This window comes from Bacillus sp. LJBV19, from assembly GCF_017797845.1.
GTDB lineage: Bacteria > Bacillota > Bacilli > Bacillales > Bacillaceae > Bacillus > Bacillus velezensis.
The window spans coordinates 3,568,242-3,591,839 of sequence record NZ_CP072563.1 but is presented as its reverse complement, the minus strand read 5'-3'; the positions used below and the strand labels follow the sequence as shown (position 1 = coordinate 3,591,839).

General features: G+C 47.1%; 22 protein-coding genes and 1 pseudogene. 17 read left to right on the top strand and 6 right to left on the bottom strand.

Annotation, left to right across the window (positions count from 1 at the left end):
• The first annotated feature begins 52 nt into the window (after window positions 1-52).
• Window positions 53-1,780 (top strand): ABC transporter ATP-binding protein, encoded by a 1,728-nt coding sequence (locus tag J6600_RS17535; RefSeq protein WP_029972872.1) that lies wholly within the window; start codon window positions 53-55, stop codon window positions 1,778-1,780.
• A gap of 67 nt (window positions 1,781-1,847) precedes the next feature.
• Here the strand turns inward: J6600_RS17535 and J6600_RS17530 are convergent, their stop codons facing one another.
• The 3 genes from J6600_RS17530 to cls all read right to left on the bottom strand — a co-directional run bounded on the left by J6600_RS17530 (window position 1,848) and on the right by cls (window position 4,363).
• Window positions 1,848-2,120 (bottom strand): hypothetical protein, encoded by a 273-nt coding sequence (locus tag J6600_RS17530; RefSeq protein ID WP_003151087.1) that lies wholly within the window; start codon window positions 2,118-2,120, stop codon window positions 1,848-1,850.
• A gap of 68 nt (window positions 2,121-2,188) precedes the next feature.
• A complete protein-coding gene (uvsE, locus tag J6600_RS17525) occupies window positions 2,189-3,151 on the bottom strand; it encodes a UV DNA damage repair endonuclease UvsE (protein ID WP_209387683.1) in 963 nt (320 codons plus the stop codon).
• 12 nt (window positions 3,152-3,163) lie between these two features.
• The gene (gene cls / locus J6600_RS17520) at window positions 3,164-4,363 is read right to left on the bottom strand and encodes a cardiolipin synthase (RefSeq protein WP_209387682.1); all 1,200 of its coding nucleotides are present in this window, start codon (window positions 4,361-4,363) and stop codon (window positions 3,164-3,166) included.
• 138 nt (window positions 4,364-4,501) lie between these two features.
• On the opposite strand from cls, the gene J6600_RS17515 reads away from it, so the two are divergent.
• The 3 genes from J6600_RS17515 (at window position 4,502) to pyrG (ending at window position 9,213) form a co-directional block, all read left to right on the top strand.
• Window positions 4,502-6,610: a (Fe-S)-binding protein gene (locus tag J6600_RS17515; RefSeq protein WP_209387681.1), complete on the top strand. Its 2,109-nt coding sequence runs from the start codon at window positions 4,502-4,504 to the stop codon at window positions 6,608-6,610.
• A gap of 227 nt (window positions 6,611-6,837) precedes the next feature.
• Window positions 6,838-7,365, top strand: coding sequence for a DNA-directed RNA polymerase subunit delta (gene rpoE / locus J6600_RS17510; protein WP_100262056.1), 528 nt, complete (start codon window positions 6,838-6,840; stop codon window positions 7,363-7,365).
• A 240-nt stretch (window positions 7,366-7,605) separates the two neighbouring features.
• Window positions 7,606-9,213: a glutamine hydrolyzing CTP synthase gene (gene pyrG / locus J6600_RS17505; protein WP_003151098.1), complete on the top strand. Its 1,608-nt coding sequence runs from the start codon at window positions 7,606-7,608 to the stop codon at window positions 9,211-9,213.
• A gap of 47 nt (window positions 9,214-9,260) precedes the next feature.
• Here pyrG and J6600_RS17500 read toward each other — a convergent pair whose 3' ends face one another.
• On the bottom strand, window positions 9,261-9,782 hold the full coding sequence (locus J6600_RS17500; RefSeq protein WP_007407614.1) for a DUF2529 domain-containing protein: 522 nt from the start codon (window positions 9,780-9,782) through the stop codon (window positions 9,261-9,263).
• 164 nt (window positions 9,783-9,946) lie between these two features.
• Here J6600_RS17500 and spo0F point away from each other — a divergent pair, with 164 nt between their 5' ends.
• The 11 genes and pseudogenes from spo0F to J6600_RS17450 all read left to right on the top strand — a co-directional run bounded on the left by spo0F (window position 9,947) and on the right by J6600_RS17450 (window position 20,418).
• Window positions 9,947-10,321 carry a sporulation initiation phosphotransferase Spo0F gene (spo0F, locus tag J6600_RS17495; protein WP_012118670.1) on the top strand — a complete coding sequence of 125 codons (375 nt, stop codon included), beginning with the start codon at window positions 9,947-9,949 and terminating at the stop codon, window positions 10,319-10,321.
• A 175-nt stretch (window positions 10,322-10,496) separates the two neighbouring features.
• Entirely contained in the window at window positions 10,497-11,354 is an 858-nt protein-coding gene (locus tag J6600_RS17490; protein ID WP_003151102.1) for a class II fructose-bisphosphate aldolase, read from the top strand.
• 118 nt (window positions 11,355-11,472) lie between these two features.
• Window positions 11,473-12,111 (top strand): fructose-6-phosphate aldolase, encoded by a 639-nt coding sequence (fsa, locus tag J6600_RS17485; RefSeq protein WP_003151103.1) that lies wholly within the window; start codon window positions 11,473-11,475, stop codon window positions 12,109-12,111.
• A 310-nt stretch (window positions 12,112-12,421) separates the two neighbouring features.
• Window positions 12,422-13,711 (top strand): UDP-N-acetylglucosamine 1-carboxyvinyltransferase, encoded by a 1,290-nt coding sequence (locus J6600_RS17480; RefSeq protein ID WP_007407612.1) that lies wholly within the window; start codon window positions 12,422-12,424, stop codon window positions 13,709-13,711.
• 33 nt (window positions 13,712-13,744) lie between these two features.
• Complete coding sequence (glpX, locus tag J6600_RS17475) at window positions 13,745-14,710, top strand: class II fructose-bisphosphatase (protein ID WP_209387680.1); 966 nt, start codon at window positions 13,745-13,747, stop codon at window positions 14,708-14,710.
• A gap of 201 nt (window positions 14,711-14,911) precedes the next feature.
• Window positions 14,912-15,121, top strand: a pseudogene (locus J6600_RS19885) (hypothetical protein).
• Window positions 15,118-16,404, top strand: a complete 1,287-nt coding sequence (rho, locus tag J6600_RS17470; RefSeq protein WP_003151107.1) for a transcription termination factor Rho — start codon at window positions 15,118-15,120, stop codon at window positions 16,402-16,404. The pseudogene J6600_RS19885 and the gene rho overlap by 4 nt, the downstream one beginning before the upstream one ends.
• 121 nt (window positions 16,405-16,525) lie before the next feature.
• Entirely contained in the window at window positions 16,526-16,726 is a 201-nt protein-coding gene (rpmE, locus tag J6600_RS17465) for a 50S ribosomal protein L31 (RefSeq protein ID WP_003151132.1), read from the top strand.
• Between the two features lie 84 nt (window positions 16,727-16,810).
• Window positions 16,811-17,401, top strand: a complete 591-nt coding sequence (locus J6600_RS17460; protein WP_014419111.1) for a thymidine kinase — start codon at window positions 16,811-16,813, stop codon at window positions 17,399-17,401.
• Window positions 17,402-17,677: 276 nt separating this feature from the next.
• Complete coding sequence (malS, locus tag J6600_RS17455) at window positions 17,678-19,375, top strand: oxaloacetate-decarboxylating malate dehydrogenase (protein ID WP_007407609.1); 1,698 nt, start codon at window positions 17,678-17,680, stop codon at window positions 19,373-19,375.
• 86 nt (window positions 19,376-19,461) lie between these two features.
• Entirely contained in the window at window positions 19,462-20,418 is a 957-nt protein-coding gene (locus J6600_RS17450) for an AEC family transporter (protein WP_007407608.1), read from the top strand.
• Window positions 20,419-20,451: 33 nt separating this feature from the next.
• Here the strand turns inward: J6600_RS17450 and racA are convergent, their stop codons facing one another.
• Both racA and gloA2 read right to left on the bottom strand, forming a co-directional pair.
• The gene (gene racA / locus J6600_RS17445; protein WP_015418422.1) at window positions 20,452-21,015 is read right to left on the bottom strand and encodes a chromosome-anchoring protein RacA; all 564 of its coding nucleotides are present in this window, start codon (window positions 21,013-21,015) and stop codon (window positions 20,452-20,454) included.
• A 110-nt stretch (window positions 21,016-21,125) separates the two neighbouring features.
• Entirely contained in the window at window positions 21,126-21,509 is a 384-nt protein-coding gene (gene gloA2, locus J6600_RS17440; protein WP_007614387.1) for an SMU1112c/YaeR family gloxylase I-like metalloprotein, read from the bottom strand.
• A gap of 111 nt (window positions 21,510-21,620) precedes the next feature.
• Between gloA2 and prfA the strand changes: the two genes are divergently transcribed.
• Window positions 21,621-22,691: a peptide chain release factor 1 gene (prfA, locus tag J6600_RS17435; RefSeq protein WP_003151139.1), complete on the top strand. Its 1,071-nt coding sequence runs from the start codon at window positions 21,621-21,623 to the stop codon at window positions 22,689-22,691.
• Window position 22,692: 1 nt separating this feature from the next.
• Window positions 22,693-23,553: a peptide chain release factor N(5)-glutamine methyltransferase gene (gene prmC, locus J6600_RS17430; protein ID WP_021494807.1), complete on the top strand. Its 861-nt coding sequence runs from the start codon at window positions 22,693-22,695 to the stop codon at window positions 23,551-23,553.
• Window positions 23,554-23,598 lie beyond the last annotated feature (45 nt).

Here is a 23,598-nt window from a genome sequence, read left to right as displayed (position 1 = left end):
GTATAATTGAGAAATATTATCATTAAGAAAGAGGCACAAGGAGGACGGAATCGTGCTGCGACAATTTTTTTCTTATTATAAACCGTACAAGAAGCTGTTTTTTCTCGACTTCTTTTCTGCCATCGCCGGCGGATTGATGGAGCTGAGTTTTCCTCTGATTGTCAATTACTTTATCGATACATTGCTCCCGGGGCGGGATTGGAGTCTGATTATTTTGACTTCCGCTGCTTTATTCGGGGTCTACGCCCTCAGCTCGGCGCTTCAGTATGTTGTGACGTATTGGGGCCATATGCTCGGCATTAACATTGAAACCGATATGCGGAAAAAGCTTTTTGACCATCTGCAAAAGCTTTCGTTCAAATTTTACGATAACAACAAAACGGGCAGTTTAATGTCCAAGCTCACCAATGATTTGATGTATATCGGAGAAACCGCCCACCACGGGCCTGAAGACCTGTTTATCGCGATCATGACGATTTTGGGCGCGTTCGGTGTGATGCTGTTCATTAACTGGCAGCTCGCGCTGTTGACTTTTATCATTATGCCGGTCGTCATATGGCTTGCTTTGTATTTTAATAAAAAAATGACTTCGGCGTTTACAAAACTGAACAAAGACGTCGGAGACTTCAGCGCGAGGGTTGAAAACAATATCGGCGGCATCCGTCTTGTTCAGGCTTTCAGCAATGAAGCGTTTGAAACGCAGCGGTTTGATGTGAACAATCAGCGTTTCCGCAAAACAAAGCTGACGTCTTATAAAATCATGGCGAAAAACGGCTCGATCAGTTACATGCTGACAAGATTCGTCACGCTGTTCGTCCTGTTGTGCGGGACATGGTTCGTGATCCGCGGATCGCTATCTTACGGGGAATTTGTCGCTTTTGTGCTGCTGACGAACGTTCTGTTCCGTCCGATTGATAAAATCAATGCGATTATTGAGATGTATCCGAGAGGCATTGCCGGTTTTAAAAGCTTTATGGAGATACTGGAAACGGAGCCTGATATCAAGGACGCCCCGAACGCGAGACATGTGTCCGGTTTAAAAGGGAATATCCGCTATGAACAGGTGTCGTTCGGTTACGAAGAAAACAGTCCGGTTCTGTCGGGAATCAATTTGTCCATTCATGCCGGGGAGACAGTCGCATTCGTTGGGCCTTCGGGAGCGGGGAAATCAACGCTGACAAGTCTGCTGCCGCGCTTTTATGAGCCGTCTGAAGGCGTGATTTCCATCGACGGAATCGATATTAAGGACATGACGCTGTCATCTCTGCGCGGACAAATCGGCGTCGTCCAGCAGGATGTCTTTCTGTTTTCCGGCACATTGCGGGAAAACATTGCTTACGGGCGGCTGGACGCGTCTGAGGAAGAAATCTGGCAGGCCGTCCGCCAGGCGCATTTAGAGGATTTGGTAAACGGGTATCCCGACGGTCTAAACACGGTAATCGGCGAGCGCGGCGTGAAACTGTCAGGCGGGCAGAAGCAGCGGCTTTCCATCGCCAGAATGTTTTTGAAAAACCCGTCGATCTTAATTTTAGACGAGGCTACATCAGCCCTCGATACAGAAACGGAAGCCGCCATTCAAAAATCGCTGCAAGAGCTGTCTGAAGGACGCACAACGCTTGTGATCGCCCATCGGCTGGCTACGATTAAGGATGCGGACCGGATCGTCGTCGTCACGAAAGAAGGCATCGCTGAACAAGGTCATCATAAGGAACTGCTGGAATCCGGCGGCATGTACCAGAGACTTCATCAGGCGCAATTCGGCGAGCTGATACATCAATAAAAGAAAAAGGATAGACGAGCGGGGGCCGGGCAGCCTCCTGTCTATCCTTTTTTTATGTAGTCCGTATTTAATGGGCTTCTTTTTGCGCAGGTTCGATGATATGTTTGAAACGGTCAACAAGCTGCACCGCTTTCTTTCCTTCCACTACAATTAAATATTCTTGTTCTTTATGGGCCATTCTGAACGTTTCTAGCTCAATGATATCTTTGATTTTGCACATCGTTTTTTTAGAGTAGATATACAGCTCGTGGCCTCCCGTGTGGCAAAGCTGATAAAGCTGAAGCATGTTTCGTAAAGTGAACTTCTTAGCGGCTATTTTCAAAGATGTAATGTTTTTCATATGTTTTCTCCTCCGTCTGATGGTCTGTTATTTCGGAAATTCCCCATATAAACGGGTGATAAACCTGGTTATGCCTTCCACTTCAGCAATCCGCCCGCCAGGCGTTTGACTCCGCGGATGGCGCTTAATTCTTCGACGAGCCGGAGCAGCGCCCGGTCTTTCTCTTTCGCCTCAATCATAAAGTCGATGTCCGTATCCCATTGTCTGAACCGCTCCAGCACCGGCAGAATAAAATTCGCATCCACATAGTCCGCATGACTGCGTACGGCTGATTCCGATTTTGGCGAGGAGAGATGGACCTTCGGCTTTAAGCCGATCCGCTGCCATGTTTTGATCATCCGCGGAAGAATGTCATCTAAATCAGCGTCATCGGTCGGATTGGCGTAAAAATGGTGATAATCAAACACAAACGGAATGCCTTCTTGCTCACAAACACTGAGTGTTTCCTCGGACGTATACGTTTTATCATCGTTTTCTAAAGTCATTCGCTGTTTGATGACATCGGGAAGTTCTTTCAGATTCACGCGGAAACGGCCAAGCGCGCTTTGTTTGTCACCGTAAGCGCCTCCGACATGGATGTTGATGACGGAACGGTCCGCGATGCCCATTGCGTCCAGCATGTCATAATGATAGGCCATATCCTTGACCGCATTTGCGGTAATCTCCTGTTTCGGGCTCGTAAAAAGCGTGAATTGGTTCGGATGAAAGCTCGTTCTGAGATCATATTTTCTGACCAGCCCGCCGATCTCACGGAACTCCTGACGAAACGGCGTAACAAAATCCCACAGCACATCCGGATGGGTGGCGAGCGGCACAATCGAGCTTGAGAATCTGTACAGCGGAATGCCGTGGCCGATCACATAGTGGATGGTGCGCAGCGTATTGGTAAGATTTGCTTTCGTCACAGAAAGCAGGGCGTCTTTCCGCTCACTGCGGGAAAGCTTGGTATAGCGCGCATATGTTAAGGTTTTGGCGGGGGACGCGTCCCAAAGGCACATGGCGTTTGCGACGAATCCGAATCTGAACAGCATATGGTTTCTCCTTTATAAAAAGTAAGATATGGCCTTTCCCAGCCATTCTGCAGGAAGCTGTCTGACGGAGCGCTGTTTCACTTTTTCTAATGTGAGAAGCTCGGATTTTTCGATGTCCTGCTTTATTGTTGAAAGCACTTCCTTTGTAAAGGCTTCATCATGAATGATGACATTCACCTCTTCATTCCAGAACAGGCTCCGTTTATCAAAATTCGGCGTGCCGATAATGCTGATGCGGTCATCTATAATGAAGGCTTTGACATGATAAAAGCCTTGATAATACCGATAGATGAGGCAGCCGGCCTTCAGAAGCTCGGGATAATAAGTAAAAGCTGTTTCCCGAACGAGCGGGTGGTCTGACTTCATCGGCACGATCAAGATGACTTTGACGCCTTTTCGGCAGGCTGAAATAAGCGCTTCCTGAAGCTTTTTGCTCGGTACATAATAAGGCGTGCCGATAATGATTTTTTTCTCCGCCTTACGGATGCAGTTTTCATAATGCGATTCAAGCGAAAAACCGTCAGATGCATATGTCCTATGAAAGATATTCCCTTCGGATAATGCCGGATAAACCCCGGGTGATCCGGGTGCTTTTCCGGTGTTTCGTTTCAGGTCGCTTACAAACAGAGTCTGAAGATCCGCCGTGCCTTCGCCGGTCATCCGCAGGTGATAATCCTCCCAGTTTCCGAACTTCGCTTTTTTGCCGAGGTACTCTTCAGCGATATTAAAACCGCCGACATAGCCGATTTTGCCGTCAATGACGGTCACTTTCCGGTGATTCCGTTTTTGCAGCCTGAAAAATAGAAACGGAAATGCCGGTTTATTTAGAAAATGAACGTGAACGCCGGCTTTTTTCATCGTTTGAATAGAAGGCTTTTTCACTGGGCGGCTGCCCGCCCAATCCAGCAGCAGATATACGGAGACGCCGGCCTGGGCCTTTTCTTTCAATAAATGAAACATCTCATGGCTGACTTGGTCGTTCTTCATAATAAAAAACATCATATGAATAGAAGAGACGGCTTGGCGGATATCAGCCGTCATCTGCCGCACAAGCTCGCTGCCGCAGTGAATGAGTGTGATATCACTCTTTTTCGGGTCAAAAACGGGCTCATACGCCTGTTTTTTGTACGCCGCCCGGCCAAGCAGCATATCAAGCAGCATAAGTGCGATCAATATGATAAAAATGACAAGCAACACAAAAATGACCTTCATACCGACGCTCCTTTCCGAAGTATTCGTAGTGTGCCCTGAGAATGTGAATTTAATTATTGACTGAACACTCATTCATTATTTATGATAAAGTAAAGATATGACAATGAAGAGGGGAATCAGAACAAAGGGGGAGACAAGATGAACGCATTTCTCATGGTAAACGCGCTGCTGTTTTCAGCTGTAACCGCTTACGCCGTTTATTTATTCGTTTACCTGATCAGAACGAGGATCGCTTATATTAAGCTCGGCCAAAGGGAAGAATTTGATAAACGCCTGAAAGAACGTCTTCAGAAGATATGGGTGAATGTGTTCGGACAGAAAAAATTGCTGAAAGATAAAAAGAGCGGAATCATCCACGTTCTGTTTTTTTACGGTTTTATACTCGTTCAGTTCGGCGCAATTGATTTTATTCTGAAAGGGCTGCTTCCTGACCGCCATCTGCCGTTCGGTCCGCTTTATCCGGCGTTTACCTTTTTTCAGGAAATCGTCACGTTTCTGATTTTAATCGCCGTAGTCTGGGCGTTTTACCGGCGCTACATTGAAAAGCTCGTCAGACTGAAACGCGGGTTTAAAGCGGGGCTTGTCCTGCTGTTTATCGGCGGACTGATGGTGACGGTGCTTCTCGGGAACGCCATGAACCTTTTATGGCACGATCATTCTCTGTCTTGGACGGAACCGATCGCTTCCTCCATTGCGTTTGTGCTCGGCGGTCTTTCAGCGCCGGCGGCCGCCGCCGTGTTTTATGTTTCATGGTGGCTTCATCTGTTGTTTTTGCTCAGCTTTTTAGTGTACGTGCCGCAATCAAAGCATGCGCACTTAATTGCGGGTCCGGCGAATGTGTTCCTCAGCAGGCTTGATTCAAAAGGAAAGCTGGAAAAAATCGATTTCACCGATGAGACGAAAGAAAGCTACGGCGTCGGAAAGATTGAAGACTTCCGCCGTTCTCAGCTTGTCGATCTTTACGCCTGCGTCGAATGCGGCCGCTGTACAAATATGTGTCCGGCCTCCGGTACGGGCAAGATGCTCTCGCCGATGGACCTCATTTTAAAGCTCAGAGACCATTTGACGGAAAAAGGCGCTGCCGTGACGTCAAAATCTCCGTGGGTGCCCGCGCCCGTTTTTCAGCACACGAAAGCGAATCAGCTCGCCGCGGCTTCCTCAGGGGGAGGATCACGTGAAGCGGCGGCAGCCATTGATTACAACCCGAGCTTAATCGGCGAGGTCATCACGGAAGAGGAGATTTGGGCGTGCACCACTTGCCGCAACTGTGAAGATCAATGTCCGGTCATGAATGAACACGTTGATAAAATTATCGATCTGCGCCGCTATCTTGTGCTTACGGAAGGGAAGATGGACAGCGACGCGCAGCGGGCCATGACAAGCATTGAAAGGCAGGGAAACCCGTGGGGCTTAAACCGGAAAGAGCGGGAGAACTGGCGGGAGCAGGCCGATACAGAGATTCCGACAGTGAAAGAAATGAAAAAACAAGACAAAGAGTTCGACTATTTGTTTTGGGTCGGCTCAATGGGTTCCTACGACAACAGGAGCCAAAAGATTGCCGTCTCATTTGCAAAGCTGCTTAATGAAGCGGGCGTATCCTTTGCGATTCTCGGCAATAAGGAAAAAAACTCAGGCGATACGCCGCGCCGTTTGGGCAACGAGTTTCTGTTCCAAGAGCTGGCGGAACACAACATCGGCGAATTTGAAAAACACGGAATCAAAAAAATCGTCACGATTGATCCGCACGCCTATAATATGTTCAAAAATGAATATCCTGATTTCGGATTCCGGGCCGAAGTCTATCATCATACTGAATTATTAGCCGAGCTTGTGTCACAGGGAAAACTAAAACCGCTTCACCCGGTGAATGAAACGATTACTTTCCATGACTCGTGCTATTTAGGAAGATACAATGAAGTGTATGAGCCGCCGAGAGCGATCTTAAAAGCCATTCCGGGCGTTCAATTGAAGGAAATGGAGCGCAGCCGCGAAAACGGGATGTGCTGCGGCGCCGGGGGAGGGCTCATGTGGATGGAAGAAGAAACGGGAGCGAGAATCAACACGGCCCGGACTGAGCAGGCGCTTTCTGTCAGTCCGACGGTCATCAGCTCCGGATGTCCTTACTGTCTGACTATGCTCGGTGACGGTACGAAAGCGAAAGAAGCCGAAGACGCGATCGGCACTTATGATGTCAGTGAATTGCTCGCCATGTCTGTATTCGGCACCGAAAAACAAGAGTCTTTATAGAAAGAAGCGGGCCGCCGGCGCATATGCCGGCGGCTTTGTTTTCGCACATCAGCCGATTTATGAAGGGACGGCTCTAAAATTTCTTAAATTACGCTGTTAAGGGTAGCATATTCTGTTTTAATTTGTTTATAATGAGAGGTATGGTTTATGAACAAAACAATACAAATTCGTTCTTATTATAGGATAGAAACAGATACATATAAGTAATAGAAAGGGAGTGTCCGACCTTGAGTATCAAACAATATTCTCAGGAACAGCTGAAGCAGATGGCTTTAGTTGAAATCGCTCACGAAATTTTCTCAGAACATAAAAAACCGGTTCCGTTTCAGGAGCTGCTGAATGAAATGATCTCCTTGCTCGGTGTTACGAAAGAGGAACTGGGCGACCGTATCGCCCAATTTTATACAGACCTGAACATTGACGGCCGCTTTATTGCTCTGTCAGACCAGACGTGGGGGCTTCGCAGCTGGTATCCGTACGATCAGCTGGACGAAGAAACACAGCCGACTGTAAAAGCGAAAAAGAAAAAAGCGAAAAAAGTCGTTGAGGAAGATCTCGACCTTGATGAATTCGAGGAAGTTGATGAAGATGACATCGATCTCGATGAAATGGAAGAAGATATTGACCTTGACGCAGACAGCTTTGACGACGAAGATATCGATGAAGAAGATGACGACGATCTTGAGATTGAAGAGGATATGATTGAAGAAGATGAGGAAGATGATGAGGATGAAGACGAGGATCAAAAACGCTGATTTCATATCAGCAAAACGATCTTGACTTTCATTGTCGAACTATGTAGTATGTATTTTGGGCTCTTCAAAAAGAAGAGAATTCATAAGAGTGCTACGCTCCCTTTCAAGAAATTGAAAGGGAGCTTTCTTATTTTCATCTCCCAAATTCTTTTACACATCATTTGTTTTTAGTGAAATGATTTTCTATAAAACGGCACATTTTAAGGAATGTAGCGCAGACCGAAGAGAGGAGCAAACGAAATGACGAAATATATTTTTGTAACCGGGGGAGTAGTATCATCACTCGGAAAAGGAATTGTGGCTGCATCACTTGGCCGCCTTTTGAAAAACAGAGGCATGAGCGTCACTATCCAAAAATTTGACCCTTATATCAACGTTGACCCGGGAACGATGAGCCCGTACCAGCACGGTGAGGTATTCGTTACCGATGACGGCGCTGAGACTGACCTTGACTTAGGGCATTATGAGCGTTTCATTGACATTAATCTGAACAGATTCAGCAATGTGACGACCGGTAAAATCTATTCTGCCGTATTGAAAAAAGAGCGCCGCGGGGACTACCTCGGCGGAACGGTTCAGGTCATTCCGCACATCACAAATGAACTGAAAGACCGCGTGTACCGTGCAGGCAAAGAAACAAACGCAGATGTAGTCATTACTGAGATCGGCGGAACAGTGGGAGACATCGAATCCCTTCCGTTCCTTGAAGCCATCCGTCAAATGAAAAGCGACATCGGCCATGAAAACGTGATGTACATTCACTGTACGCTTGTTCCGTACATCAAAGCGGCGGGCGAGCTGAAAACAAAACCGACGCAGCACAGCGTAAAAGAGCTGAGAAGCCTCGGTATTCAGCCTAATATCATCGTCGTGCGCACGGAAATGCCGATTTCTCAAGATATGAAAGATAAAATCGCGCTCTTCTGCGATATTGACACGAAAGCGGTCATCGAGTGCGAAGATGCGGACAACCTTTACTCCATCCCGCTTAACCTTCAGGAGCAGGGACTCGATAAGCTTGTCTGCGATCATATGAAATTAGAATGCAAAGACCCGGATATGACGGAATGGAAAGACCTTGTCACGAAAGTGAAAAACTTGTCTAAAACCATTACAATCAGCCTCGTCGGTAAATACGTCGAGCTTCAGGACGCTTACATTTCAGTCGTTGAATCACTGCGCCACGCCGGCTATGCGTTTGACGCTGATGTGAAGATCAAATGGATTAACGCCGAAGAAGTGACAGAAAGCAATATTCAAGAGCTGACTGGCGGCACAGACGGAATTATCGTGCCCGGCGGTTTCGGAGACCGCGGCGTAGAAGGGAAAATCATCGCCGCCAAGTATGCGCGTGAGAATAAAATTCCGTTCTTCGGCATCTGCCTCGGTATGCAGATTGCATCCATTGAATATGCGCGAAACGTATTAGGTCTGGAAGGGGCTCATTCTGCGGAGATCGATCCGTCCACTCCTTATCCGATCATCGACCTTCTGCCAGAACAAAAAGATGTCGAGGATCTTGGAGGAACGCTTCGTCTCGGACTGTACCCTTGTAAGCTTCAGGAAGACACGAAAGCCTTCGAAGCGTATGCGGATGAAGTGGTATACGAACGCCACCGCCACCGTTATGAATTCAACAACGAATACAGACAGCAAATGGAAGAGAACGGTTTTGTGTTCTCAGGCACAAGCCCTGACGGCCGTCTTGTGGAAATCATCGAGCTGAAAGACCATCCTTGGTATGTCGCTTGCCAGTTCCACCCTGAGTTCAAATCAAGACCGACAAGACCTCAGCCTTTATTCAAAGACTTTATCGGCGCTTCCGTACAAGCTGCAGAACAGAAGTAATAAAAAAAGACTTGCCTCCTTTAAAAGCGGCAAGTCTTTTTTCTGCATCAGGCATATTCCTGCATCATTTCCTTTAACGTAAAGGACAGTGCGTGATAGACATACAGGCCTGTCATTAATGAAGGAAAGCCGTATCTTGTCCCGTCTTCATCAGGCAGAAGCGGCATTTTTAATTTGCTGTCAATATGAACATCACAAAATTCCTCAATCCCGGTTTGATCTTTGATGACAGGAGATACGCCAACGAGGCCGATCCCTTTTTCATAAAGCTTTTGAGCCAGCGCCTGTTCTTCAGCCGTGCCCGGACCTGAACAAAACATCAGCACCCTGTCGCTTTCTGTAATCGAATCAGCTGTATCCGGAAACGCTTTGACGGAAGGCATCGGTTCTGAGCCGAGTTCCGCCTCGCACAAAATGCCCTGCATCTCATTTGCGCCGTATAAATAAATGGTATGACCGCTGACGGCTGCCTGCGCCAGCAGGCGCGCGCCGTCTTCTATTGCTTCGGATTCCTTATCCTGAATGCGGGAAAAAATGCCTGCAAGCTGTGTCGTAAATATCTTTAACATGAGTGAAACCTCCTTTACACATACAAGAACAGTATACAACAAAAGAGAAAATGCTCAGAAAATGTCGGAAAGTAGACTATTATAATTAAAGGAAATGTGAAAATCAAACAGAATACATAAACAACTGCTTCCTTTTGACGAAAATGATAATATTGGGGTGTAAAATGATGAATGAAAAGATTTTAATCGTAGATGACCAATACGGTATACGCATATTGCTCAATGAAGTGTTTCATAAAGAAGGGTACCAGACGTTTCAGGCCGCCAACGGCATACAGGCGCTGGACATCGTAACGAAAGAACGGCCCGATCTCGTGCTTTTAGATATGAAAATCCCCGGCATGGACGGAATCGAAATTCTCAAGCGCATGAAGATGATTGACGAATCCATCCGCGTCATTATCATGACCGCTTACGGAGAACTCGATATGATTAAGGAATCAAAAGAGCTCGGAGCGCTGACCCATTTTGCGAAACCTTTTGACATTGATGAGATCAGAGACGCGGTGAAAAAATATTTACCTCTAAAATCGAATTAATAAAATTAGAAACAATTATGTCATTGTGTTGCCGATTTGTCGAAAAGTTGGTATCCTAGAGATGGAGAAAAAGCGATCTGTTGTTTTACATATGACAGGTTTTTATGGTCATGCTATAGGTGGAAAGCTTTTTTCGAGAAGAAGCAAATCAGGCTACATAAGGAGGACTTTCGACATGCCTTTAGTTTCAATGACGGAAATGTTGAATACAGCTAAAGAAAAAGGATATGCTGTTGGACAATTTAACTTAAATAACCTTGAGTTCACTCAAGCTATTTTACAAGCAGCAGAAGAGGAAAAATCCCCGGTTATTCTTGGTGTTTCAGAAGGCGCGGGACGCTACATGGGCGGCTTCAAAACAGTGGTTGCCATGGTTAAAGCTCTTATGGAAGAATACAAAGTGACAGTTCCTGTCGCCATTCACTTAGACCACGGTTCAAGCTTTGAATCTTGTGCGAAAGCGATTCATGCAGGTTTCACTTCTGTAATGATCGACGCATCTCACCACCCGTTTGAGGAAAACGTAGCAACTACAGCTAAAGTGGTTGAGCTTGCTCATTTCCACGGCGTTTCAGTTGAAGCTGAGCTTGGAACTGTAGGCGGACAGGAAGATGACGTGATCGCTGAAGGCGTAATCTATGCTGACCCTAAAGAGTGTCAAGAACTTGTAGAGCGCACTGGCATCGACTGCCTTGCACCTGCACTGGGTTCTGTTCACGGCCCTTACAAAGGCGAACCGAACCTCGGCTTCAAAGAAATGGAAGATATCGGCAAATCAACCGGCCTTCCGTTAGTACTTCACGGCGGTACAGGAATTCCGACTGCCGACATTAAAAAATCAATCTCACTTGGTACGGCTAAAATCAACGTAAACACTGAAAACCAAATTTCTTCTGCAAAAGCTGTCCGCGAAACATTGGCAGCTAAGCCGAACGAATACGATCCTCGTAAATATCTTGGACCTGCTCGTGAAGCGATCAAAGAAACGGTTATCGGCAAAATGCGTGAGTTCGGTTCTTCAAACCAAGCTTAATCCAATGTAACATCCATAAACCGCCTGACAGCATTGACAGGCGGTTTTATGTCTTACCTTTAGAAAGCGCAATCATGTTTTACAGTTCTGAAAATTTATTACTGGGGAGGCTTTCCTTATGTTATTTTTCATTGATACAGCAAACATTGACGAGATTAAAGAAGCTTATGAACTTGGCGTTCTTGCCGGAGTTACGACAAACCCTAGTTTAGTGGCGAAAGAAGCTGACGTGTCTTTCCATGACAGACTTCGTGAGATTACGGAAGTCGTGAGCGGATCAGTAAGCGCGGAAGTCATTTCCCTGAATGCTGAAGAAATGATTGAAGAAGGTAAAGAACTTGCGAAAATCGCGCCGAATATCACGGTGAAAATCCCGATGACGTCTGAAGGGTTAAAAGCCGTAAAAGCGCTGAGCGACCTGAACATTAAAACAAACGTAACGCTCATCTTCAGTGCCAACCAGGCGCTTTTGGCGGCAAGAGCCGGAGCGACTTATGTATCTCCGTTCTTAGGCCGTCTGGATGACATCGGCCATAACGGTCTTGAACTGATTTCAGAAATAAGACAGATTTTTGACATTCATGACATTGATACACAAATCATCGCAGCTTCCATCCGTCATGCGCAGCACGTGACTGAAGCCGCTTTACGCGGTGCGCATATCGGTACGATGCCGCTGAAAGTCATTCACCAGCTGACGAAACATCCGTTAACGGATAAAGGCATCGAGCAATTCTTGGCAGACTGGAATAAATAAAGATAAATAGGGCGGCAAACCGGTTGCATCCGTTTGCCGCACCCTTATGTTTTCCTGTTTGGCAGCGGGCCTTCAGTATCAAAGTGAAGAGTGTGTTTCCCCCGGAATGTGAACCCGGCGGGCCTCTGTGCATCCTGTGTTAAAAATGCCCCGCAAAGCTTCGCTATTTTCTTCCTGTTATTTTATAATGTCCTTGTATTCTTTCTCTTCGAATTGGCTACATTTTGGACAAGAGCTTTATTTGCAGAGACAGAATAAAATGCCATTTTATTTACGCTCCGCAGCTATCTTCTTATGGAAGGAGACTATCATGGAAAAGTTGAATATTGCCGGCGGCGATCCGTTAAACGGAACCGTACATATCAGCGGTGCGAAAAACAGCGCCGTCGCATTGATACCCGCAACCATTCTGGCAAATTCCGAAGTAACGATCGAAGGGCTTCCGGAGATCTCAGATATTGAAACGCTGCGTGACCTGCTGAAAGAAATCGGCGGAAACGTCCATTTTGAAAAAGGAGAAATGGTCGTCGACCCTTCCCCGATGATCAGCATGCCGCTTCCCAACGGCAAAGTGAAAAAACTCCGCGCTTCCTATTACTTAATGGGCGCGATGCTGGGCCGCTTCAAACAGGCGGTCATCGGACTGCCGGGCGGGTGCCATCTCGGGCCGCGGCCGATTGACCAGCACATCAAAGGGTTTGAAGCGCTTGGGGCGGAAGTCACCAATGAACAAGGCGCGATTTATCTGCGCGCCGAAAGGCTGAGAGGCGCACGGATTTATTTAGATGTCGTCAGCGTCGGAGCGACGATCAATATCATGCTTGCCGCTGTACTGGCTGAAGGTAAAACCGTGATAGAAAACGCCGCCAAGGAACCTGAGATTATTGATGTGGCCACATTGCTCACCAGCATGGGCGCAAAGATCAAAGGCGCGGGAACCAATGTAATCAGAATCGACGGCGTAAAAGAGCTGCATGGATGCAGGCATACGATCATTCCGGACAGAATTGAGGCGGGCACCTTTATGATCGCCGGCGCCGCGATGGGGAAAGAAGTCATTATTGATAATGTCATACCGACTCACCTGGAGTCTTTAACGGCGAAGCTCAGGGAAATGGGTTTTCACATTGAGACGAGTGACGATCAGCTTCTTATGCTCGGCGGGCAGAAGCAGATAAAACCGGTCGACGTAAAAACGCTTGTTTACCCGGGATTCCCGACTGATCTTCAGCAGCCGATGACATCTCTGTTAACGAGAGCCAGCGGCACGAGCGTCGTAACCGACACCATCTACTCGGCCCGATTTAAACATATAGATGAGCTGAGACGGATGGGGGCCAACATGAAAGTGGAAGGCAGGTCGGCCATTATCACCGGTCCGGCCGAGCTTCAGGGCGCAAAAGTAAAGGCGAGCGATCTGCGTGCAGGCGCTTGTCTGGTCGTCGCCGGGCTCATGGCTGACGGCGTAACCGAAATTACCGGTCTCGAGCATTTAGACCGCGGCTACAGCAATCTTGAGAAAAAACTCGAAGGCCTGGGCGCCACAATCTGGCGGCAAAGGCTGACGGACGAAGAGATAGAACAGCTCCAAAATTCATAGAAATGCGGACTTTTGAGAGGAGATCGTGTTGAAATGGAAAGAAGCTTATCGATGGAATTGGTTCGAGTCACTGAAGCGGCGGCTTTAGCATCTGCCAGATGGATGGGCCGCGGGAAAAAAGATGAAGCTGATGATGCGGCGACAAGCGCAATGCGTGACGTGTTTGACACGGTGCCGATGAAAGGCACGGTCGTGATCGGGGAAGGCGAGATGGATGAAGCGCCGATGCTTTACATCGGCGAAAAGCTCGGAAACGGATACGGCCCGCGCGTCGATGTCGCCGTCGATCCTCTTGAAGGCACAAACATCGTAGCGAGCGGCGGCTGGAATGCTCTGACGGTGATCGCGGTCGCCGACCATGGAACACTGCTGAACGCCCCGGATATGTATATGGAAAAAATCGCGGTCGGTCCCGAAGCGGTAGGCTGCATCGATATCGAAGCGCCTGTCATTGATAACTTAAAAGCCGTTGCGAAAGCGAAAAACAAAGACATTGAAGATGTCGTGGCAACCATTTTAAATCGTGACAGACATGAAAAAATCATCTCTGAATTGCGTGAGGCGGGCGCCAGAATCAAACTGATCAACGACGGTGATGTCGCGGGCGCCATCAATACGGCCTTTGACCATACGGGAGTAGACATTCTCTTCGGTTCAGGCGGGGCTCCTGAAGGCGTGCTGTCTGCCGTTGCGTTAAAAGCGCTCGGCGGCGAAATCATCGGCAGGCTTCTGCCGCAAAGTGCGGAAGAGCAGACCCGCTGTGAGCGAATGGGCCTTGATGTATCCAAAGTGCTCCGGATGGAGGACCTTGTGAGAGGGGATGACGCCATTTTTGCCGCAACGGGCGTCACGGACGGAGAGCTGCTGAAAGGCGTTCAGTTCAAAGGCTCCGTCGGCACGACTGAAAGTCTGGTCATCCGGGCGAAATCAGGAACGGTCCGATTCGTTGACGGAAGACACAGCCTGAAGAAAAAACCAAATCTTGTGATCCGGCCATAAATAGAGAAAAGCGGGACGGAAAGTCCCGCTTTTCTTTTGCAATAAAGAGTCAACCCTATCATTTATATGTCAAAGCATTATTTAAGTTGAATAATTTTTTGAAATGAGGTAAAAATAAAGAGTGCTGCGATTTTTCTGTGTCATTCCTTCTTTTGAGTACTGGGAAATTTTCAAATTCTACCGCATACAGACGATATAAATATTGATCTTCTCAAGTTTTTGTCCTCGCTTCCTTCAAAACTCATTAAGACATTCCTTTTTTAAAAAAAGCGCCGATCATGGGTGGAAGTGTTACCGATAGAAGTTCCTTAACGTTTTATAAAAGAATGTGCTTTGGCGGAATCATGCGAAGCAGCCGATTTGAATGAAAACAGCAATACATTGACTATGAAAAGCGTGGTGTTTTTATGAAAGACGTATCTATTTCCTCTTTGGAAAATATGAAATTAAAAGAACTATATGAACTGGCCAGACATTATAAAATCTCCTACTACAGCAAACTGACTAAAAAAGAATTAATCTTTGCCATTCTGAAAGCCAACGCCGAGCAGGAGGATCTTCTGTTTATGGAAGGCGTGCTCGAAATCATCCAATCGGAAGGATTCGGCTTCCTCAGACCGATTAATTACTCGCCAAGCTCAGAAGACATCTACATTTCTGCTTCCCAGATCCGCCGCTTTGATTTAAGAAACGGTGACAAAGTATCCGGCAAGGTGCGTCCGCCGAAAGAAAACGAACGCTATTACGGACTTTTGCACGTTGAAGCGGTAAATGGAGACGATCCGGAATCTGCGAAAGAGCGCGTTCATTTTCCCGCGCTGACTCCGCTTTATCCGGACCGCCAAATGGTGCTTGAGACGAAACCGAATTATCTCTCAACAAGAATTCTCGATATGATGGCTCCCGTCGGTTTCGGCCAGCGCGGTCTGATCGTGGCGCCGCCGAAAGCCGGTAAAACCATGCTGCTGAAAGAAATCGCTAACAGCATTACGACAAATCAGCCTGACGCTGAATTGATCGTTCTCTTAATTGATGAAAGACCGGAAGAAGTAACGGATATTGAACGTTCCGTAGCGGGCGATGTCGTCAGCTCCACATTCGATGAAGTGCCGGAAAATCACATTAAGGTAGCGGAGCTTGTGCTTGAACGGGCGATGCGTCTCGTTGAACACAAAAAAGACGTTATCATTCTGATGGACAGCATTACCCGCCTGGCACGGGCCTACAACCTCGTTATCCCGCCAAGCGGACGTACGCTTTCCGGCGGGATTGACCCGGCTGCGTTCCATCGTCCGAAGCGCTTTTTCGGTGCCGCGCGAAACATTGAAGAGGGCGGCAGCCTGACCATTTTGGCGACGGCGCTCGTAGACACGGGCTCCCGGATGGATGACGTCATCTATGAAGAGTTTAAAGGAACGGGCAACATGGAGCTTCACCTTGACCGTTCTCTTGCGGAAAGACGGATTTTCCCGGCGATCGATATCCGCCGCTCCGGCACACGGAAGGAAGAGCTGCTCGTGCCGAAAGAGCATCTTGACCGTCTATGGGCGATCCGCAAATCGATGTCTGATTCTCCGGACTTCGCAGAGAAGTTTATGAGAAAAATGAAAAAAACAAAAACGAATCAGGAATTCTTCGATCTGATCAACCAAGAATGGAAGCAGGCGAACCTTTCATCATCAGCCCGCCGCTGATAAAAAATGTATTTGCAAATGCAGTAAATGACTGATATAATTCTCTCATATGCGTTCCGGATTACTCCGGAATAATAACTCTGTTTCCACACGGGATTCAGGGCGGAAGGAGATGGATACAATGAAAGCAGGAATTCATCCTAATTTCAAAAAAGCAACAGTTAAATGCGCTTGCGGAAATGAATTTGAAACAGGCTCAGTAAAAGAAGAGGTACGCGTTGAGATTTGCTCTGAATGCCACCCATTCTACACTGGACGTCAAAAATTCGCTTCTGCTGATGGTCGTGTTGATCGCTTTAACAAAAAATACGGTCTTAAGTAATAATAGATTTTACAGGCAGGCAAGAATTGCTTCTTGCCTGTTTTTTATGTCCATAAACAGGAAAAAAAGGGGAGCGGATAGCCTATGTACATAATGAAGCAAAGCGGATGGCTTGAGCTGATATGCGGCAGCATGTTCTCTGGGAAATCAGAAGAGCTGATCCGCAGAGTGAAAAGAGCGACATATGCGAAGCAGGAGGTCAAGGTGTTCAAACCTGCTATTGATAATCGCTACAGTGAGGAGGCCGTCGTTTCTCACAACGGCACATCCATGACAAGCCACGTCATCTCGTCTTCGGCTGAAATATGGGATCATATCAGTGAAAGCACGGACGTCATCGCGGTAGATGAAGTGCAGTTTTTCGGCGAATCGATCATCGGCGACTTATCCTCGCTTGCGGATAAAGGCTATCGTGTCATCGCGGCCGGACTTGATATGGATTTCCGGGGAGAGCCTTTCGGCGTGGTGCCGAATCTGATGGCGGTTGCCGAATCGGTGACGAAGCTGCAGGCGGTCTGCTCCGTTTGCGGGTCGCCGGCAAGCCGTACGCAGCGTTTGATTGACGGGAAGCCCGCTTCCTATGATGATCCGGTCATTTTAGTCGGCGCATCGGAGTCATACGAAGCGAGATGCAGACATCATCACGAAGTGCCGAAAAAACAGTCTGATAAATAACCCTTTTCATGAAAACATCGGTAAAAAATCCGGTGTTTTTTTGACGTTTTTTCAAAAATTGTAGTTAAATAACTTAAAAAAGAGTATGAAAAAATTAAGTAATTTTCATCTCTTGAATTTTCATTTTTACAGGCATAAAATGACTAAGTAATGTAAATAGTTATGAGACATTGTTCGAATAATTGTCAAAAAAAGATATAGCAGATCGCGATCACACTAGCCAAAACGGGTAATTACTTAACTTTGTTAACTATTTGAAGAAAGAAGGAGATTTTCTTGAATAATATTAAAGTAACGAAGGAAGGCAACTTAGAAACTACTTTAAGAGGAAAAGAAGTTCTATCTATCCCTACTTTAAATAAAGGTGTTGCGTTTTCAGCAGAAGAAAGAAAAAGCCTTGGATTAGACGGGCTGCTTCCTCCGACAATTCTGTCTCTTGATGAGCAGGCAAAACGCGCATACGAGCAGTTTCAAGCTCAGCCGGACCGCCTTCGCCAAAACGTATATTTGAATGATTTGCAAAACCGTAACGAAGTTCTTTTCTTTAAATTGCTTCAAAACCATCTTCGTGAAATGCTGCCGGTTGTTTACACACCGACTGTCGGTGAAGCGATTCAAGAATACAGCCATGAGTACAGAAGACCTCAAGGGATTTACCTTTCTATCGACAACGTGGAAGGAATCGAAGAGGCATTTGAAAACCTTCATGCCACTGCCGGAGATATTGATCTGATCGTTGCGACAGACTCAGAAAGCATCCTCGGAATCGGTGACTGGGGTGTAGGCGGTATCAACATCGCCATCGGTAAATTAGCGGTATACACAGCTGCTGCCGGTATTGACCCAAGCCGCGTCATTCCTGTCGTTCTTGACGTCGGTACGAACAATGAAAAACTTCTGAACGATCCTTTATACATCGGTAACCGCCATGAACGTATCCAAGGCGAACGTTACGAAGCTTTCGTTGACGCTTATGTAAAAGCTGCGCTTAAATATTTCCCTAAAGCTCTTCTTCACTGGGAAGACCTTGGAAACAAAAACGCGCGCAATATCATGAAGAAATACAACCATGAAATTCTTACATTCAACGATGACATTCAAGGAACAGGTGCGATTACGCTTGCAGGTGTGCTTGCGGCTATGAAGAAAACAGGCGCGTCTATTAAAGACCAGCGTGTGGTTGTCTTCGGTGCGGGATCTGCCGGAATCGGAATCGCTGACCAAATCCGCGACACTATGGTGCTTGCCGGTCTTTCTGAAGAAGAAGCCAACAAAGCGTTCTACACAATGGACTACAGAGGCTTGTTAATTGAAGGTATGGAAAACATTCTTGATTTCCAAGAGCCGTACCTGCGCACAGCTGAAGAAATTAAAGATTGGAAACGCGATGAAAATGGACAAATTCCTTTCATTGAAGTGATCCGTCAAGCGAAACCGACAATCTTAATCGGTACATCAGGCCAAAGCGGCGCGTTCAGTGAAGAAATCGTCAAAGAAATGGCAAAACACGTTGAGCGTCCGGTCATCATGCCGATGTCTAACCCGACACCGCTTGCTGAAGCCGTTCCTAGCGATCTTTTCAAATGGACTGACGGCAAAGTACTTGTGGCGACAGGAAGCCCGTTTGACAATGTAGAGTACAATGGCGTTTCACATGAAATCGGACAATCTAACAACGCATTCGCGTTCCCTGGACTTGGTCTCGGTTCAATCGTTGTAGAAGCGAAAGTGATTACTCCTGCAATGTTTGCGGCAACTGCTGACGCAATCGCAGAAAGCGTTGATTTTGAAACACCGGGTGCAGGCCTTCTGCCGAGCATGAGCGACTTACAAGAAGTTTCAATTAAAGTTGCGATCGCCGTAGCGGAAACTGCCATTAAAGAAGGCGTGGCAAACCGCATTCCTGAGAATGTAGAACAAGCCGTTCTTGATGCAATGTGGAAACCGCAATATAAGCAAGTTGTCGCTAAATAATTTTTACGATTAATTTTACAGTCCGAGGGAAAGCTTTTATGTAAAGGCTAAAGTATACGGACATTAAGGATTTGGAGGAGAACATTTTGAGCTTCTTAGATATTTTAATCCTCCTGGCGCCGATCTTTTTCGTGATCGTGCTGGGATGGTTCGCAGGTCGCTTCGGAAGTTATGACGCGAAGTCAGCAAAAGGGGTAAGCACCTTAGTTACGAAGTACGCGCTTCCGGCGCATTTTATCGCAAGTATTTTAACCACTTCAAGAAGTGCGTTTTTATCACAGGTTCCTTTGATGGTCGCTTTGATCATTGGGATTGTCGGATTCTTTATCGTCATTCTGTTGGTTTGCAAATTTATCTTCAAGTATGATTTAACGAATTCATCTGTATTTTCTTTAAACTCTGCACAGCCGACATTTGCTTTTATGGGTATTCCCGTACTAGGAAGCTTATTCGGAGCAAGCGAAGTAGCGATTCCTATCGCCGTTACGGGTATCGTGGTTAACGCCATCCTTGACCCGCTTGCGATCATTATCGCTACTGTCGGTGAGTCATCTAAGAAAAAAGACACTGAAAACGAGAACTTCTGGAAAATGACTGGTAAGTCTATTCTTCACGGTCTTTCCGAACCGCTTGCGGCTGCACCGCTTATCAGTATCATTCTGGTACTCTGCGGTGTAACACTCCCTGGCTTGGGAGAAAAAATGCTTGATCAGCTCGGAAGCACAACATCAGGTGTTGCGCTCTTCGCCGTCGGTGTAACTGTCGGTATCCGCAACATTAAGCTCAGTCTGCCGGCTTTCGGTATCGCTTTGTTAAAAGTTGCCGTTCAGCCTGCGCTGATGTACTTGATCGCTCTTGCAGTCGGACTTCCGGCTGACCAGATCACGAAAGCGGTATTGCTCGTTGCATTCCCTGGATCTGCGGTAGCGGCGATGATTGCCACACGTTTCGAAAAACAAGAGGAAGAAACTGCGTCCGCGTTCGTGATCAGTGCGATTTTATCTCTAATCTCACTGCCGATCATCATTGCGCTGACTGCATAATGAAAAGCTCCCTGTTTCAGGGAGCTTTTTTAGTTAGAATTGAAATTTAAAAGGCGAAAATCTCGTTTTTTTTCTGGGTTTCTTATGTTCTGAAGAAGCGGCTGTTTCTGAGAGGGGAGCTGTCTGGGCAAGTTCCTGGATGCGGGAGGCCAATGTCTGCAATTCGGTATTGAGGTCGTCAATTTCCCGTCTGTGCTGAAGAAGCTGATAAGACACCCCTTCATCCGCCTTTTGTTTCAGCTGGCGTTCAAGCTCCTCTATCCTTGAAAGCAGATGGTTCTCACCTTGTTTCTCTTTCGTGAGAATGTCCAGTTTGCGCTCCAGCTCTGCCAATCTTTGTTCAGCGCCGCCATTGATTTTCGGACGCTGCAAAATGAAGCCCGTCCGTTTTTTCGGCTGCCGGGGCACTTGAACATCCAGAAGGGCAGTGCCTTCAGAAATTTGCCGTTTGACCGATTTCAGCACATCAAGATCCTCAGGTGTAAAGGAATAATGTCCGAGCTCATTCCGTTCAGCCGGAAGATTCAGCTGTTTGACCCACCTTTGCACCGTTTTTGCGGAGACACCGAGCTCTTTCGCGGCCATGTTTGTATTCATGATCACATACCTCCTTTTTGCTAGGTATTCGACCATGAGGCGGCGTTCCCTTCATGTTAGACAAAACAAGAAGGAATTCGCCAAAGAAAGCGGCATTTCTTCAAAAAACGTTACGCTTCATACAATTCAAGCGGAAGCTTGTCGGGATCGAAGAAGAAGGTAAACCGTTTCCCCGTCAGCGGATCGGTTCTGATCGGTTCTGTGCCGACGCCCTTTTCCTTTAACTCCCTGACGGCTGCTTCAAGATCGTTTACGGTGAAAGCGAGATGCCGGAGACCCGCGGCTTCCGGTCTGGTCGGCCGTTCGGGCGGATCGGGAAAGGAAAACAATTCAATCGCGTACGCGCCGTCCAGCGCAAGATCAAGTTTATAAGACCCGCGATCCTTTCGGTATGTTTCTTTTATAATGCCGAAACCGAGAATCTCGGTGTAAAAAGCTTTCGACTTTTCATAATCAGAGCATATGATTGCTATATGGTGGATGGATTTCAGCATATCCGCTCCTCCTTTTTTGCTTCAGTATAACAGAGGCGAATTGCTTTTGACTGGCGATAAGCCCTATACTATAATGAGAATGTTACGCACAGGAAAACAGAGGTGAAGACCGTGTTAGACCGTTTACAGTCAATTGAACAACGATACGAAAAATTAAATGAGCTTTTAAGTGATCCGGAAGTGGTCAACGATCCGAAAAAGCTTAGAGAATATTCGAAAGAGCAATCTGATATACAAGAAACCGTTGAAGTCTATAGACAATACAGAGACGCATCAGAACAGCTTGCCGATGCGAAAGCGATGCTTGAGGAAAAGCTTGATGCCGATATGAGAGAAATGGTGAAGGAAGAAATCTCCGAACTGCAGGGAGAGACGGAAACCTTATCAGAGCGTTTGAAAGTGCTCCTCATCCCGAAAGACCCGAACGATGACAAAAACGTAATCATGGAGATCCGCGGAGCAGCGGGAGGAGAAGAAGCCGCGCTGTTTGCGGGAAATCTCTACAGAATGTACTCCCGTTACGCCGAAATCCAAGGCTGGAAGACTGAAGTCATGGAAGCAAACGTGACCGGAACGGGCGGTTACAAAGAAATCATCTTTATGATTACGGGAAAAGGCGCATACTCCAAGCTGAAGTATGAAAATGGCGCGCACCGCGTACAGCGTGTTCCGGAAACGGAATCAGGCGGCCGTATTCATACATCCACGGCGACGGTGGCGTGTCTTCCTGAAGCGGAAGAAGTAGAAGTGGACATCCACGAAAAAGACATCCGCGTCGATACATTTGCATCAAGCGGACCGGGCGGACAAAGCGTAAACACGACGATGTCGGCCGTACGCCTGACGCATTTACCGACCGGTGTCGTCGTATCCTGTCAGGATGAAAAATCTCAGATTAAAAACAAAGAAAAAGCGATGAAGGTGCTCCGCGCCAGAATCTATGACAAATTCCAGCAGGAAGCTCAGGCTGAATATGATCAGACCCGCAAATCAGCCGTCGGTTCAGGCGACCGTTCCGAGCGTATCCGCACATACAATTTCCCGCAAAACCGTGTGACGGATCACCGCATCGGCCTGACGATTCAAAAGCTGGATCAAATCCTGGAAGGCAAGCTTGATGAAGTGGTTGAAGCGTTAATCGTAGAAGACCAGTCAAGCAAGCTCCAGCAGGCGGAAAATTAAGATGAAGACCGTTTTTGAAGCCCTAAGCTGGGCTTCTTCTTATTTAACCGAAGCGGGAAGAGAAAAAAACGCGGCCGAGCTGCTGCTGTTAAATGATACCGGAATGGATCGGAGCAAACTTCTCGCAAGTCTGCAGGAGACCGTCGGCGAGGACGAGCTTTATCGATTCAGACGGCACGTGGAGATGCATAAAGAAGGTATTCCGATTCAATATATTATCGGGAAAGAACAGTTTTACGGCAGGGAATTTTTTGTGAATGACGATGTTCTCATTCCGCGTCCCGAAACGGAAGAAGTCGTCTTTCATCTGCTGGACAGACAGAAGCGGGCATTTTCCGAGGCAGAACGCCTGAACGTCATTGATATCGGTACGGGGAGCGGAGCCATTGCGGTGACGCTTGCGCTTGAATGCGGACATTTTTCAGTATCGGCTTCGGATATTTCAAAAGAAGCGCTGCAGGTGGCGGAAAGAAATGCGCAAAACCTCGGAGCGGACGTGTGTTTTTTGCAGGGAGATCTGTTAACTCCTTTTATTTCATCAGGAAAAAAAGCGGATATTATTGTTTCCAATCCGCCGTATATTTCTGAAGAAGAAATGGCGGATTTGTCGGATATCGTCCGTTTCCATGAGCCGCTTCATGCTCTTACGGACGGCGGTGACGGTTTGAAATTCTACAAGCGGTTTATGGAGGAGCTGCCTCTTGTCATGAAAGATAAAGCGCTTGTCGTCTTTGAAATCGGATATAATCAGGGAAAAGCCGTGAAAGACCTGTTCCGTCATTCCTTTCCGAATGCGGAAGTGGAAGTCGTACAGGACATCAACGGAAAAGACAGAACCGTATCCGCGGTCATCACATCATGAAAAAAGCCCGCCGGTGACGCACACGGCGGGCTTTTGTTACAATGG